A 13,749-nucleotide genomic window follows, 5' to 3' on the forward strand; every position below is an offset into this window, starting at 1 on the left:
GCAGGTTCTAGACTGAACAGTCAGTCAATCAAGGAGAGCCCATGGGATCCAGCTACGACGCCATCGTCGTCGGGGGCGGCCACAACGGTCTGGTCGCCGCGGCCTATCTCGCACGAGCCGGCGCGCGCACGGTGGTGCTGGAGCGCCGCCCGAGCACCGGCGGTGCGGCCACCACGGAGTCCCCCTGGCCCGAGGCCCCACACCTTCGTGTCACCCGGCTCTCCTACGTCATGAGCCTGATGCCGCCCACGATCCTGCAGGACCTGAACCTCGAACGGCACGGCTACCGCGTGCACCCCATGGGCCCGTACTACCAGGCCTTCCCCGAGGGCGGCTCCCTGACGATCTACGAGGACGACCCGAAGCGGACCTACGAGTCGATCGCTCGCTGGTCGAAGGCGGACGCGGACGCGATGGCCGACTGGAACGCGTGGCTGGCCGGACTCGCCGACGTCCTGGGCCCGCTGCTCATGACCGTCCCGCCCGCCATCGGGTCCAAGAGACCGGGGGACCTCAAGGACACGCTTCGCCTGGCCTGGCGCAACCGCGGACTCGACGTACGAACCGTCGCCGACGTCACTCGGCTGATGGCCATGAGCATCGCGGACCTGCTCGACGACTTCTTCGAGTCCCCCCAGGTCAAAGGCGCCCTCGCGGTCAACGGCGTCATCGGGACGTGGGCCGGCCCCTACGAGCCCGGGACGGCCTACGTCATGGCCCACCACTCGATCGGCGACGTCGGGGACGGGCAGCTGGGCAGCTGGGGCTACCCCGAGGGCGGGATGGGCGGGGTGTCGGCAGCCATCCGGCGCTCCGCCGAGGAGTTCGGCGCGGAGGTCCGCACGCACGCCGGCGTGGAGCAAGTCCTCGTCCGCGACGGGCGGGCCACGGGCGTGGTGCTCTCCGACGGCACGGAGCTGTCGGCCCCGATCGTGGTCACGAGCCTGCACCCCAAGACGGCGTTCCTGCAGCATCTGTCGCCGGCCGACCTGCCCGGTGACTTCGTCCGCGACATCGAGCACTGGCGGTCGCGCAGCGGTGTGGTGAAGATCAACCTCGCGCTGGCGGAGCTGCCGGACTTCACCGCGGACCCCGGCACCGAGCTGGCCGAGCACCACACCGGTTCGGTCGACATGGCCCCGACCATGGAGTTCATCGAGCGCGCGTTCCAGGACGCGCGGGAGGGTCGCCCGGCCGTGCGCCCGTTCAGCGACGGGGTCATCCCGACGACGCTCGACAAGACGCTGAACCCTGACGGCACCCACATCATGTCGCTGTTCACCCAGTGGGTACCGAGCGACTGGAACGAGGAGCCGCACACCGAGGAGCTCGAGCAGTACGCCGACCGCGTCATCGACCTCTACGACGAGGTAGCGCCGAACTTCAAGTCCTCGATCCTGCATCGCGACGTCGTCGGACCGCATGAGATGGAGCACGAGTACGGCCTCGTCGGCGGCAACATCTTCCACGGCGAGCTCTCGCTGGAGCAGCTGTTCCACATGCGCCCCGCCCCGGGCTTCGCCGACTACCGGACGCCGATCGCGGGCCTGTACTACGCGAGTTCGGCCACGCACGCCGGTGGCGGTGTCTGCGGCATCCCCGGCATGCAGGCCGCGCGAGCGGCGATCTCCGACCGCAAGCGCGCCGCACGGACCCCCTCGGCGTGGCTGGCGCGCCGCCGCGGGTGAGCTCGTCCGTACGGGCCATGCTCTCGGCCCGCTCCGTCGCCGTCGTCGGTGCGAGCCCGCGCGAGGGGAGCTTCGGCCACCGCCTGGTGACCGAGGTGCGGCGCTCGCCGTCGACGCCGGAGCTCTTCCTGGTCAACCCGCGCCACACCGAGGTCCTCGGCGCGCCGTGCGTGCCCTCCCTCGACGCGATCGAGGACCCGGTCGACCTGGTGCTGCTCGGGGTCCCCGACTCGGCGCTGGAGACGGAGCTGGCGCGGGCGGCGGCTCGGGGCGCGCGCGGTGCGGTCGTCTTCGGGACGGCGTACGAACCGCCGTCACCGGAGCGACCGCGGCTCGGCGCCCGGCTCGCGGAGATCGCGCGAGCCGCGGACATGGCGCTGTGCGGCGGCGGGTGCATGGGCTTCGCGAACGTGTCCGAGGGACTGCGCGCGATGGGCTACCTCGAGCGCGAGCCGCTGCCTGCGGGGCCCATCGCGCTGGTGACGCACTCGGGCTCGGCCTTCTCCGCCCTGCTGAGAACCCACCGGCGCCTCGGCTACACCCTCGCCGTCTCCTCCGGCCAGGAGCTGGTGACCACGACGGCCGACTACGTGGAAGCCGCACTGGACGACCCGGCCACGCGTGTCGTCGCTCTGCTCATGGAGACCCTGCGCTCTGCCGATCGGCTCCGTGCTGCGCTGGACCGCGCCGCCCGGCAGGGTGTCGCCGTCGTCCTGCTCACCGTCGGCGGCTCCGAGGTGGGTCGCGGGATGGTCGCCGCCCACTCAGGAGCGGTGGCCGGGGCCGACGCCGCCTGGGAGGCGCTGGTCGACGCCCATGGTCTGCTGCGCGTGCGCGACCTCGACGAGATGACCGACACCCTCGAGCTGCTCGCGGTCGGCCGGCGCGCCACCTCGCCCGGGCTGGCCACGGTGCACGACTCGGGCGCCGAGCGCACCCTCGTGGCCGACATCGCCGACGAGGAAGGCGTCGCCTTCGCCGCCCTCGGCGAGCAGACCGTCTCGCGGCTCGATGCGCTCCTCGAGCCCGGTCTGGTCGCCACCAACCCCCTGGACGTCTGGGGTACCGGTGCCGACACGTTGCCGCTGTTCGCGGGCTGTCTGCGCGCCGTCGCCGACGACCCGGCTGTCGGCGTCGTCGCGCTCGCGGTGGACCTCGTCGAGGAGTACGACGGCGACGAGTCCTATCCGCTCGCGGTGCTGGAGGCCGCCGCCGCGACCGACAAGCCCGTGGCGGTCCTGTCGAACGTGACCAGCGCCCTCGACCAGGCGGCGGCGGCCCGCCTCCGCTCGGCGGGCGTCCCCGTGCTCGAGGGGACGCGCAGCGGCCTGCGGGCCGTACGCCACTTGCTCCAACACAGCCTCCAGACCGCTCGCACGACGCCCCTGGTCTCCGTCGACGCAGCCCGACAGGAGCGGTGGCGCGCCCGGCTGGGCGGGCCGATGGGCTCGCTCGACTGCTTCGCGCTGCTGCGCGACTACGGGATCCCCACGGTGGGTGTCGCGACCGCCGCGTCGCGAGAGGAGGCGGTACGCGCTGCCGCAGGGCTGGGCTGGCCGGTCGTGCTGAAGACCGACGAGCCAGGCGTGGCGCACAAGTCCGACGTCGGCGGGGTGGTGCTGGGGCTCGCGGAGGAGGCCGCGCTCGGGCGGGCGTACGACGACCTGGCCGAGCGCCTCGGGCCCCGCGTCCTGGTGGCGGCGACGGCGCCGGCGGGGGTCGAGCTGGCGCTGGGACTCGTGCGGGACCCGCTGCTCGGCCCCCTCGTGGTGGTGGCGGCCGGTGGGGTCCTCGTGGAGCTGCTCGCCGACCGGGCCGTGGGCCTGCCGCCACTCGACGAGGACGGGGCGCTGCGCCTGCTGGACCGGCTGACCGCACGCCCGCTGCTGGACGGCCTGCGCGGGGCGGCCCCGGCCGACCTGAGCAGCGTCGTGGCGTGCGTGCGGGGCCTCTCCCAGCTCGCCGTCGAGCTCGGCGACCTGATCGTCGCCCTCGACGTCAACCCCCTCATCGCCGGCCCGACCGGCGCCGTCGCCGTCGACGTCCTCGTCGTCCCTCAGTGAGCGCTAGCTAGCCCCTCCCCTGTTTGGAATGAACGCGACGTTGTTCCAATAGGTGCGCAACAACGCCGCGTTCATTCCAAAGAAACGGGGGGCGGGTCAGAAGACGGCCGGGTCAGAAGACGGCCGGGTCAGAAGATGACGTAGACCTTGCGCAGGGTCTCGTGGATGTCCCAGATGCCGCTCCAGCCCTTGGGGAAGAACGCGCAGTCGCCGGTCCCGACCTTCAGCGGCTCGCCACCGTCGGGGGTGACCGTCATCGAGCCCGCGACGAGCTGGATGAACTCGTGGGTCTCCAGCAGCCACCGGGACGGCCCGGCGGTGCACTCCCAGATGCCGGCCGACTGACCGGTGGCCTCGTCGGCCCACAGCTGCAGGCCAGCGGTCTGCATGGGCTCGGCGGTCGCCTCCTCCAGGGGCCCCCAGTCCTCCAGGTCGGTACGCCCTGCGGCGTCGGCGAGGTAGGGAGTGGTCGGCGTCGTCATGCTGGCGTCCTCTCGGGATCGGGCAGGCGGTCGGGATCGGGCAGGCGGTCGGGATAGGGCAGGGCGATCGGGTCGGGAGCGAGGCGGCTCTTGCCGGTCTCGTCGAATCGGTCGAGGCCGAGCTCACCGGCGTCCACGACGTCGGTCGAGCCGGTGAGCACGAGGTCGGCGGCGGCGCGCGACACGCCGGGACCCCACATCATCCCGTGCCCGCCGGCGCAGGCGACCACGCTGCCCTCGACCGGGCCGTCGGCGCGAAGCCCCGGCCCGATGATCGGCAGGTGGTCGGGCGTGTACTCGATCGTGGCGGCCCACACCTTGCGGATGCCGAGACTCGCGGTCAGGGGGACGGCGACGATGAGCCGCTCCCTCATCCGCGCGTAGTAGTCCCAGTCGAAGCTGCGCGCCTCCCCTGGTGCCTCGTCGGGGTTGCTCATCCCCCACAGCAGCCCGCCCTCCTCGGGGCGCCAGTAGATGCCGTAGGTGACGTCGAACATCATGGGCACCCGCTCTGGGGCGAGCTCGGGGTGCGGCTCGGTGACCACCACCTGGTGCCGTACGCCCGCCGCGGGGACCCGCATCCCCGCGAGCGCGCCCACGGCGCCGAGCGAGGGCCCACCGGTCAGCACCACGCGAGGGGTGTCGATCGGGCCGGCCGAGGTGTCGACCCCGACAACGCGGCCGGAGGCGACCCGAAGGCCGGTGAAGGCGGTTCGCTCCCGCACGTCGACCCCGGCGATGAACAGCGCCGCCGTGTAGCACCGGACGTTCGTGGGCGGATCGAGGTAGCCGTCGCTCGCGCAGAAGGACGCCCCGAGCTGCACGCCGTGGGCGAGCGTGGGGTTGCGCCGCTCCACCTCCTCCGGCTCCATCCACTCGACCTCGAGGCCGAGGCGCTGCTGCATCGCCACCCTGGAACGCCCGACGCGGACCTCCTCGGCGGTGTAGGCCGGCATGAAGTAGCCCTGCTCCACCAGGCCGGAGTCGATACCCAGCTCGGCGTGCTGGGATCGGTAGAAGTCACGGGTGAAGATGCCCAGGCGGACCGCCGCCTCCGTGCCGCCCTGCGCTCGGACCATGCCGGCCGCCCGGCTGCTCGCCCCCTGCCCGAGGCGTCCCGCCTCCAGCAGCACCACCCGGCCGGCGCCGGCCCGGCGAAGGAACCAGGCGCACCACGCGCCGACCGTTCCCCCGCCGACGACGACCACGTCCGCAGTACCCGTGCCGCTGAGCGTGTCCATGGATGCCGACGCTGGCATAGACTGAACAGTCAGTCAAGGTAGCCACGGACGAAGCGGAGCCGATGTGTACGGCCTCTCGGAGCAGGACCTCGACATCCAGCGGCGAGCCCGCACCCTCGTCGACGAGTTGATCCCCCTCGAGGTCGAGGTGGAGCTCGCCGGCGGCGAGGTGCCCCCGGACCTGCTGAAGGCCCACCACGCCCGCGCGATCGAGCTCGGTGTCCACGCCACCAACCTGCCGCGGGAGGTGGGCGGCCAGGGCTGCAGCACGCTGCAGGTGGTCCTCGTCCAGGAGCAGGCGGGCCGGGCCACGAACGCCCTCGGCTGGGTGATGGCCACCCCGCCGTCCTGGCTTCCGGCGGTGGCGACCGAGGACCAGATGGAGCGCTACGTCCGCCCGTCCGCCCGCGGCGAGCGCGTGGAGTGCTACGCCATCACCGAGGAGGGCGCCGGCTCGGACGTCGAGGACATCACGTCGACGGCACGGCGCGAGGGCGACGAGTACGTCCTCGACGGCGTGAAGTGGCACGTCACGTCCTACAACGAGGCCGACTACGCCTTCGTCCAGGCCAAGCTCGTCGGTGGGGCGCACGAGGGCGAGCACGCGATGTTCTTCGTCGACCTGCCCTCGCCCGGGGTGCGTGTCGTGCGGACGCCGGCGTACACGCACACCATCGGCCACGCCCACCCGATCGTCGCCTTCGAGGGGGTGCGCGTGCCCGTCGCCAACCTCGTCGGGGCCGAGGGCGAGGGCATGACCTTCGCGCACGAGTGGTTCCGTTTCGAGCGGCTGATGGTCGCTGCGCGCTGCCTGGGCGCCGCCGACCGCCTGGTGGAGGAGACCGCCGCCTTCGCGAGTGCCCGGGTCGTCGGGGGCGAGCCGCTGGCCTCCCGCCAGCTCGTCCAGGCGATGCTCGCCGACTCCCTCACCGAGCTGTACGCGGCACGAGCCCTGGTCTACGAGACGGCGCGAGGCGTGGACGCGGGGGTCGACCGCAAGGTCCAGCACGCCCAGTGCTCGATGGCCAAGCTGTTCGCCTCGGAGATGGCCGGTCGCGTCGCGGACCGCTGCGTGCAGATCTTCGGCGGGCGAGGCTACATGCGGGAGAACGTCGCCGAGCGCTTCTTCCGCGAGCTTCGGGTGGAGCGGATCTGGGAGGGAGCCAGCGAGCTGCAGCGGGTGGTCATCGCCGACCAGCTCGCCAAGCGGGGGATCCGGGCCCTCGTCTAGCCCGCACCCTGGCGGCGCCGCTCCTCCTGACCGGTGCAGGTGGTTGCCACCGCGGGGACCGGCACGGTTGGCTCTGACCGACCCGATCGAGCCAGGGAGTGCCATGACCGCGAGCGAGACCGAAGACCTCACGACGCCGGGCGCCGGCGTCGAGGTGACCGCCACCGAGACGGCGGCCTGGTCGCTGGGCGGGCGGGCCTTCTTCTTCGAGGCGCCGGTGATCGCGCGGTTGCCGATCGGCTCGCCCGTTGTGCTGTCCAGTCCGCAGGGTGAGTTCCTCGGCCAGGTCGTCGAGGTCGGTGCGGCCGAGGGTGCGCAGGGCCGGCTAGGGCGCCGGATCGCCGGGCAGGGCACGCTTCTCGCGCGCGTGGACGGCGACACCCTGACCGCGGTGGGCAGCGACGTCACCTTCGAGGACGCCGCGATGCGCCAGGCCTCCCCAGGCGTGCTCGCGGCCTGGCAGGCGGGCCTGGCCGCGGGCAAGTCCACCCTCGCCCTCGGTGACCTGCGGCACCCGGAGGGCCAGCCCGCCCAGCTGCTCGCCTCGGGCTTCAACCGGCACACGTTCCTCTGCGGGCAGTCCGGCTCCGGCAAGACCTACACCCTCGGCGTCATCCTCGAACAGCTCCTGCTGCGGACCACGCTGCGCATGGTCGTCCTCGACCCGAACTCCGACTACGTCGGGCTGGACCGCATCGCCGCCGAGGACGGCCAGGGCCTGGCCGACGTGGGCCCGGTGGTCGTGTTCCGCTCCAAGGGCGAGCACCGCCTCCAAGTCAGGTACGGGCGCCTGCCGCTGCACCAGCAGGCCATGGTGCTCGCGCTCGACCCGGTGGCCGACGCGGAGGCGTACGACGCGCTGCGGCGCGCGACGGAGGAGCTCGGCACCCCCGAGTACTCGCTGAACGACATCAGGCAGCGCATGCGGGACAGCGCCGACCCGGCGGAGCGGGCACTGGCGCTGCGCATCGACAACCTCGGGGTCGCCACCTGGAGCATCTGGGCGGAGCGAGAGGACCCGCCCCTGCTCGACCAGCTGCCCGCGGACTGGCGAGCGGCGGTGGCCGACCTCGGCGAGATGGAGATCCCGGAGGAGCGGTCGGCGATCGTCGCCTCGATCCTCACCGGGCTGTGGGCGGTCCGCGGGTACAAGCAGCCGGTGCTCATCGTCATCGACGAGGCCCACAACATCTGCCCCCAGGAGCCGGCCAACGCCCACCAGGCCCTCGCGATCGAGCACGCGACCCGGATCGCCGCGGAGGGCCGAAAGTACGGGCTCTACCTGCTGCTCGCCACCCAGAGCCCGCGCAAGCTGCATGCGAACGTGCTCTCGCAGTGCGAGAACCTGATCCTGATGAAGACGAACTCGGTCGCCGACATCAACCACATCGCCGACGTGTTCTCGCAGGTGCCTCGCGGTCTCATCGCCCAGGCGACCGGGTTCTCCCTCGGCGAGGGGCTGGCCGCCGGCCGGATCTCCCCGACCCCGCAGCTGTTCCGCGGAGGACGGCGGCGCTCGCCGGAGGGTGGCGCGGACATCCCCACGTCCTGGGCCGACAAGCGCGACTGACCCCGGCACCACCGCCGATCGGGCGCGGCCGGGACGGGGCGGAGGCGCGACCACCGCCAGGTGCGACGCTAGGCTCCGTCGAGATCCGAGACGAGGGACCTTCGGCGCTTGCGCCCGTTGATCGACTCGGTGAGGGTGACCGAACAGGTCGTCGACGACGCCGAGGGAGCCGAGCATGAGCGAGGATCAGGGCACGCCCAGCGCCGAGGAGGTCGCGCAGCTTCGGGCCGAGGTGGAGCAGCTGCGGGAGCAGGTCGATGCTGATCAGCACCCGCGTCCCCACCCCGCGTCCTGGGGCAACCGGACCGGCGGCTGGAGACCCGTCGTCGCCTCGATCCTCATCGTGGTCGCAGCCCTGCTCGTTCCGCTGTCCGTCCTCGCGGTCTGGGCGCACGACCAGGTGAGCAACACCGACCGGTACGTCAAGACGGTCGGCCCGCTGGCCGCCGACCCGGCGGTCCAGAAGGCCGTCGCGAACCGGATCAGCACCGAGATCTTCGACTACCTCGACGTCAACCAGCTCACGTCGCAGGCGGTCGACGCATTGCAGAACCTTGGCCTTCCGCCACGGGTGAGCAGCAGCCTCTCCGCTCTGGCCGTGCCCATCTCGAACGGGGTGCAGAGCTTCGTCACCGAGCAGGTCGACAACTTCGTCAGCTCGAAGGCGTTCCAGGAGGCGTGGGTCGCGGCCAACCGGGAGGCCCACGCCCAGATGGTCGCGGTGCTGAGCGGGAAGAAGTCGGGTCTCGTGCAGGTCAACGGGCAGACGGTCTCGGTCAACCTCTCCGCCGTCATCGACACCATCAAGACCCAGCTGGTGGCCCGGGGCTTCACTCTGGCCAAGAACATCCCCGAGGTCAACGCGCAGTTCACGATCTTCCAGTCCAAGGACCTGACCAAGGCCCAGCGCTACTACCGGCTCCTCGACCGGGTCTCCACGTGGCTGCCGATCCTGGCCCTGGTCCTGCTCGGCGTCGCGGTCTTCATCGCCCGTGACCGACGGCGCTTCCTGATGTGGGCCGGCATCGCCGTCGCGATCAGCATGGTGGTGCTCGGGGCCATGCTCAACATCTTCAGGACCATCTACCTGAACCAGCTGCCGAGCACGGTGAACCTGCCAGCGGCGACCAGCGTCTACGACCAGCTCGTGCACTTCATCCGGCTCAACCTGCGCGCCGTCCTCGTCGTCGGGCTCGCTGTCGCGATCGGCGCCTGGCTCTCGGGGCCGTCAGGATCCGCGGTGGCGACCCGCGGCTGGATCAACCGCTTCATAGGCTCCCTTCGCGGGGGCGCCGAGCACGCCGGGCTGCACACCGGCCGGGTCGGCGAGTTCGCCGCCCGGCATCACAACGGCCTCCGCGCGGTCATCGTCGGCGCGACCGTGCTCGTCTATGTCCAGGCAGCGCACCCGACGGGATCGTGGACGCTGAAGCTGCTGGTGCTCATGGTGGTGCTCCTGCTGGTCCTCGAGTTCCTCGCCAGGCCGGCTGGTGCGGCGTCGGACACGACGGATGCCGCCGCTCCTCGTGGCTCCTGAGGAGCGTCCACCCGCACCGCTGCCGGAACCGACGGACGTCAACCCGGCGCCGCTCGAGATCGGCCCGATTCGGCCGCTGGCAGCGCTCACCCGACGAGACGACACGCTCGGGCGGGTCGCCAAACGACTGGCGGACTCCGTCGTCATCGCCATCGTGGTCGACTTCGTGCGCCTGGGCGGGCGGGACCGGGTGCTCGTGCTCGCCGGCCAGGCGTTCACCACGATCATCCCGCTGTTCATCCTGATGGCCGCGGTGAGCAGCAACCCCGACTACGTCGCGGACAACATCATCAGGCGGTTCAACCTCACCGACGGAGCAGCCGAGGCGGTCAAGAACCTGTTCGCCCGACCGCCCGGCACCACGGGAGCCATCACCGTCGTCGGTGCCCTGCTGCTGTTCTTCTCCGTCCTGTCTTTCACCAAGTCGCTCCAACGCACGTACGAGGCAGCATGGCGGCTGCCCCCGGCGGGGGTGCGCGGGACCCTCTTCGGCCTGTCCGGCATCGTGCTGCTCGTGGGTCAGGTGGTCCTCCTCACCCTCATCGCGAGTCTCCTGCACCGCGCACCGGCCGGGACGGTCCTCACGTTCCTCGTCCGCGTCGCGATCGCAAGCTTCCTGTGGTGGCAGCTGCAGTACCTGCTGCTGACGCGCCGCGTCCCGCGCCGGCTGCTGGTCCCGGGCGCCGTGACCTCGGGACTCGGCCAGATCGTCATCTCTGTCTACTCCGCCGCGTGGATGCCGCACCTCGTCCGGATCAACGCTGCTCGCTACGGCGTGATAGGCGTCACCTTCGCCCTGCTCACCTGGTTCATCGTCATCTGCTTCGGCGCCGTGCTGACCGCGATCATCTCGGCGCAGTTCGGCGAACGCGCGAAACAGCGTCAGGATTCGACTGCGGCGAGCTGACCCGGAGGCGTGAGCGCCACGTGCACGTCCAGACCGCTTCGTCGTACGAGCTCGGCGAACACCGCTCCCTGCGTACCGAAGTCCTTGCCCAGCAACGATTTCAATCCCACCGGGAACAGGGTTCCGTAGTGGATCGGCACCACGTGACGGGCACGGAGCCGAGCCGTCGCCTCCACGGCGCGCACCGGGTCGAGATGGCCCGGTCCGATGTCGGGTCCCCATCCCCACACGGGAAGCAGCGCCACGTCGACGTCGCCGAGATCGCTCATCGCGTCGAAGAGGTCGGTGTCGCCGGCGAAGTACGTCGATCCCGTGCCGGCCGACAGGACGTACCCGAGCGCCCTCGCGATCGGTCCGGCACGGCGTCGCCCCGAATGCACAGCAGGGACAGCACGGACGCGCAGTTGGCCGTCGACGTAGACGTCACCCAGATCCATTTCGTGGACGGCGCGAAAACCCTGACGTGCCAACCATTCACCGCCGCCGGCAGGGACGAGGACGGGCACGTCGTGACCGATCCTCCGGAGCGAAGGGAGATCGCAATGGTCGTGGTGCAGGTGCGAGAGGACTACGAGGTCGACGCCCTGCCATGTCGACGGACCGGGCATCGCCGCGTATCGCCACAGCACCCCCTCGACGCTGCGGCCGAGCACGGGATCGGTGAGGACGCTGCGGCCGCCGAGATCCACACGCAAGGTCGAATGACCGACGTACGTCACCCGCGGCAACTCACCCATGACCGGGTGAGCCTGTCAGTACCAGCCGTGCGACCGCCAGTAGTGCCAGGCGAGGCACGGTGTCCGGTGCCGGTTCTTGATGTAGCGAAGACCCCATCGGATCTGCGTCTTCGCGCTGTTGCGCCAGTTCGCGCCCGCGGTGGCCATCTTGGGGCCAGGGAGAGCCTGCGGGATGCCGTACGCCCCGCTGCCGTTGTGGGCATGCACCCGCCATCCGGACTCGTTGGTCCACAAGGAGTCCAGGCACCGGAACTGCCCCGCGCCCCAGCCACGCGCCTTGGCCATGTCGCGCCCGAGCTGGCGCGGCGTCCGTCGCTTGTGGTGCGTGCTGCTCGTGGCCGTCGACGTGGCGGTGCTCTTGGCAGTGCTGAGCAGCTCAGCCTTGGTCTCGCCGACGAGGACGACACTCGGGGAGACCGGAGAGGTCTTGTGCGCAGGCGCGAGCGCGGCCGCCGCACCGCTCATCCCGAGGAGACCGACACCGCTGGACGCGGCGAGGGCGGCGATGCCGACGTTCCGGATCGAGGTCCGGGACATGAACAGGATTCCTTCCCAGCTGTGCCGGCCACGGAGGTCGCGACCGGATCACCGGCCGTGGGTTGGTGTCGGCCGGGCGTGGTCCCTGAGCGCTAGGGCTCGAACGGGCGGCGTCAGTGCCGCTGCGGGAATACCGCGAGGGAGGGGAGCGACGCATCCACCGGTTCATCCCTCACGAGGTGATGACATCAACCCTGGGGGAACCTCGCGACCCAGGCAAATCCTGCGCCCGTGGCCTTGATCACAGCGTGGCCTACCTCACGCGCTGACGCGGAATTCGGTACTCCACGCAGCTGGGAGGTGACGCAGCGTCGACCGGATCAGTACGGCAGGTCCTCGAGCATCTCGGTCACGAGAGCCGCGATCGGTGAACGCTCCGACCGCGTCAAGGTGACGTGAGCGAACAGTGGATGGCCCTTGAGCTTCTCGACGACGGCGACCACGCCGTCGTGGCGGCCCACCCGGAGGTTGTCCCGCTGCGCGACGTCGTGGGTGAGCACGACGCGCGAGCCCTGCCCGATGCGCGAGAGGACGGTGAGCAAGACGTTGCGTTCCAACGACTGGGCCTCGTCCACGATGACGAAGGCATCGTGCAGGGAACGGCCGCGGATGTGGGTGAGCGGCAGCACCTCGAGCATGCCGCGGTCGACGACCTCCTCGACGACCTCGGTGGTGGTGAGTGCGGACAGCGTGTCGAAGACCGCCTGCCCCCACGGCGTCATCTTCTCCGCCTCGGTGCCGGGGAGGTAGCCGAGCTCCTGGCCGCCGACCGCGAAGAGAGGGCGGAACACCACGACGCGTCGGTGCTGGCGCCGCTCGAGGACAGCCTCGAGGCCCGCGCACAGCGCGAGCGCGGACTTGCCGGTGCCGGCCCGTCCGCCCAGCGAGACGATGCCTACGTCGGGATCGAGGAGAAGGTCGAGCGCGATGCGCTGCTCGGCGCTTCGCCCATGCAGGCCGAAGGCTTCGCGGTCTCCCCGCACGAGACGGACCCGCTTGTCGGGCGTGACCCGGCCCAGCCCGCTGCCCCGCTCCGAGAGCAGGACGAGGCCGGTGTGGCAGGGCAGCTCGGCAGCGGCAGGGTGGTCGAGCGACCCGTCCTCGTAGAGCCGGTCGAGCTCCTCACCGGTCAGGTCGAGCTCGGCGAGCCCGGTCCAGCCGGACTCGACGGCCAGCTCGGCGCGGTACTCCTCCGCGGGCAGCCCGACCGCGGAGGCCTTGACGCGCATGGGCAGGTCCTTCGAGACCAGTGTGACGTCGCGTCCCTCGGCCCGGACGTTGAGTGCGACCGCGAGGATGCGGCTGTCGTTGTCACCCAGCCGGAACCCGGCGGGAAGGATGCTCGGGTCGGTGTGGTTGAGCTCGACCCGTACGGTGCCGCCCACGTCGTTGAGCGGGAGCGGCTCGTCGAGCCGCCCGTGGCGGATCCTCAGGTCGTCGAGGAGACGCAGCGCCTGGCGCGCGAAGTAGCCGAGCTCGGGATGGCTCCGCTTGCCCTCGAGCTCGGTGATGACCACCACCGGCAGGACCACCTCGTGCTCGTCGAAGCGCAACAACGCCAAGGGGTCCGAGAGCAGGACGCTGGTGTCGAGCACGTACGCCCGCCGGCCGCGAGCGGCGTCGAGGGCGGGAACGGCAGCGATGTCGGCCACAGGTCGGTCTCCCCGCGGACGAGCGCGCCTCGTCCGCGGCTGGTTCGAAGGTCCGGAGAGCGCCCCTGTCCGGGGCCGCGCGCCGGCCCCTTCGTCCGCTGCTC

11 protein-coding genes are annotated in these 13,749 nt (G+C 71.4%); 6 read left to right on the forward strand and 5 right to left on the reverse strand.

Features of this window, described 5'->3' with window-relative positions; all coding sequences use genetic code 11:
- Nucleotides 1–41 precede the first annotated feature (41 nt).
- Complete coding sequence (locus VMI11_15100) at nt 42–1,688, forward strand: NAD(P)/FAD-dependent oxidoreductase (protein HTY73724.1); 1,647 nt, start codon at nt 42–44, stop codon at nt 1,686–1,688.
- On the forward strand, nt 1,664–3,751 hold the full coding sequence (locus tag VMI11_15105; GenBank protein ID HTY73725.1) for an acetate--CoA ligase family protein: 2,088 nt from the start codon (nt 1,664–1,666) through the stop codon (nt 3,749–3,751). Before VMI11_15100 ends, VMI11_15105 begins: the two co-directional genes overlap by 25 nt.
- A gap of 128 nt (nt 3,752–3,879) precedes the next feature.
- On the opposite strand, the gene VMI11_15110 is transcribed toward VMI11_15105, so the two are convergent.
- Both VMI11_15110 and VMI11_15115 read right to left on the reverse strand, forming a co-directional pair.
- The gene (locus tag VMI11_15110; protein ID HTY73726.1) at nt 3,880–4,233 is read right to left on the reverse strand and encodes a cupin domain-containing protein; all 354 of its coding nucleotides are present in this window, start codon (nt 4,231–4,233) and stop codon (nt 3,880–3,882) included.
- A complete protein-coding gene (locus VMI11_15115; GenBank protein HTY73727.1) occupies nt 4,230–5,474 on the reverse strand; it encodes an FAD-dependent oxidoreductase in 1,245 nt (414 codons plus the stop codon). The genes VMI11_15110 and VMI11_15115 overlap by 4 nt, the downstream gene beginning before the upstream one ends.
- Before the next feature lie 64 nt (nt 5,475–5,538).
- Here VMI11_15115 and VMI11_15120 point away from each other — a divergent pair, with 64 nt between their 5' ends.
- From VMI11_15120 to VMI11_15135, 4 genes are all read left to right on the forward strand, one after another.
- Nucleotides 5,539–6,705: an acyl-CoA dehydrogenase family protein gene (locus VMI11_15120; GenBank protein ID HTY73728.1), complete on the forward strand. Its 1,167-nt coding sequence runs from the start codon at nt 5,539–5,541 to the stop codon at nt 6,703–6,705.
- Between the two features lie 103 nt (nt 6,706–6,808).
- Nucleotides 6,809–8,275 carry an ATP-binding protein gene (locus VMI11_15125; GenBank protein ID HTY73729.1) on the forward strand — a complete coding sequence of 489 codons (1,467 nt, stop codon included), beginning with the start codon at nt 6,809–6,811 and terminating at the stop codon, nt 8,273–8,275.
- A 175-nt stretch (nt 8,276–8,450) separates the two neighbouring features.
- Complete coding sequence (locus VMI11_15130) at nt 8,451–9,812, forward strand: hypothetical protein (protein HTY73730.1); 1,362 nt, start codon at nt 8,451–8,453, stop codon at nt 9,810–9,812.
- Nucleotides 9,787–10,719, forward strand: a complete 933-nt coding sequence (locus VMI11_15135) for a YhjD/YihY/BrkB family envelope integrity protein (protein HTY73731.1) — start codon at nt 9,787–9,789, stop codon at nt 10,717–10,719. Before VMI11_15130 ends, VMI11_15135 begins: the two co-directional genes overlap by 26 nt.
- Here the strand turns inward: VMI11_15135 and VMI11_15140 are convergent.
- The 3 genes from VMI11_15140 to VMI11_15150 form a co-directional block, all read right to left on the reverse strand.
- The gene (locus VMI11_15140) at nt 10,695–11,456 is read right to left on the reverse strand and encodes an MBL fold metallo-hydrolase (GenBank protein HTY73732.1); all 762 of its coding nucleotides are present in this window, start codon (nt 11,454–11,456) and stop codon (nt 10,695–10,697) included. The genes VMI11_15135 and VMI11_15140 overlap by 25 nt on opposite strands.
- A 15-nt stretch (nt 11,457–11,471) precedes the next feature.
- Nucleotides 11,472–11,993: a lytic transglycosylase domain-containing protein gene (locus VMI11_15145; GenBank protein HTY73733.1), complete on the reverse strand. Its 522-nt coding sequence runs from the start codon at nt 11,991–11,993 to the stop codon at nt 11,472–11,474.
- Nucleotides 11,994–12,313: 320 nt separating this feature from the next.
- Nucleotides 12,314–13,645 (reverse strand): PhoH family protein, encoded by a 1,332-nt coding sequence (locus VMI11_15150; protein HTY73734.1) that lies wholly within the window; start codon nt 13,643–13,645, stop codon nt 12,314–12,316.
- Nucleotides 13,646–13,749 lie beyond the last annotated feature (104 nt).

This window comes from Actinomycetes bacterium, from assembly GCA_035506535.1.
Classification (GTDB): domain Bacteria; phylum Actinomycetota; class Actinomycetes; order DATJPE01; family DATJPE01; genus DATJPE01.

Bases quoted from the DNA above. Each gene is read 5' to 3' on its own strand.
- VMI11_15100 (HTY73724.1), top strand. From the start codon at position 42: ATGGGATCCAGCTACGACGCCATCGTCGTCGGGGGCGGCCACAACGGT.
- VMI11_15110 (HTY73726.1), bottom strand. From the start codon at position 4,233: ATGACGACGCCGACCACTCCCTACCTCGCCGACGCCGCAGGGCGTACC.
- VMI11_15115 (HTY73727.1), bottom strand. From the start codon at position 5,474: ATGGACACGCTCAGCGGCACGGGTACTGCGGACGTGGTCGTCGTCGGC.
- VMI11_15125 (HTY73729.1), top strand. From the start codon at position 6,809: ATGACCGCGAGCGAGACCGAAGACCTCACGACGCCGGGCGCCGGCGTC.
- VMI11_15130 (HTY73730.1), top strand. From the start codon at position 8,451: ATGAGCGAGGATCAGGGCACGCCCAGCGCCGAGGAGGTCGCGCAGCTT.
- VMI11_15135 (HTY73731.1), top strand. From the start codon at position 9,787: ATGCCGCCGCTCCTCGTGGCTCCTGAGGAGCGTCCACCCGCACCGCTG.
- VMI11_15140 (HTY73732.1), bottom strand. From the start codon at position 11,456: ATGGGTGAGTTGCCGCGGGTGACGTACGTCGGTCATTCGACCTTGCGT.
- VMI11_15145 (HTY73733.1), bottom strand. From the start codon at position 11,993: ATGTCCCGGACCTCGATCCGGAACGTCGGCATCGCCGCCCTCGCCGCG.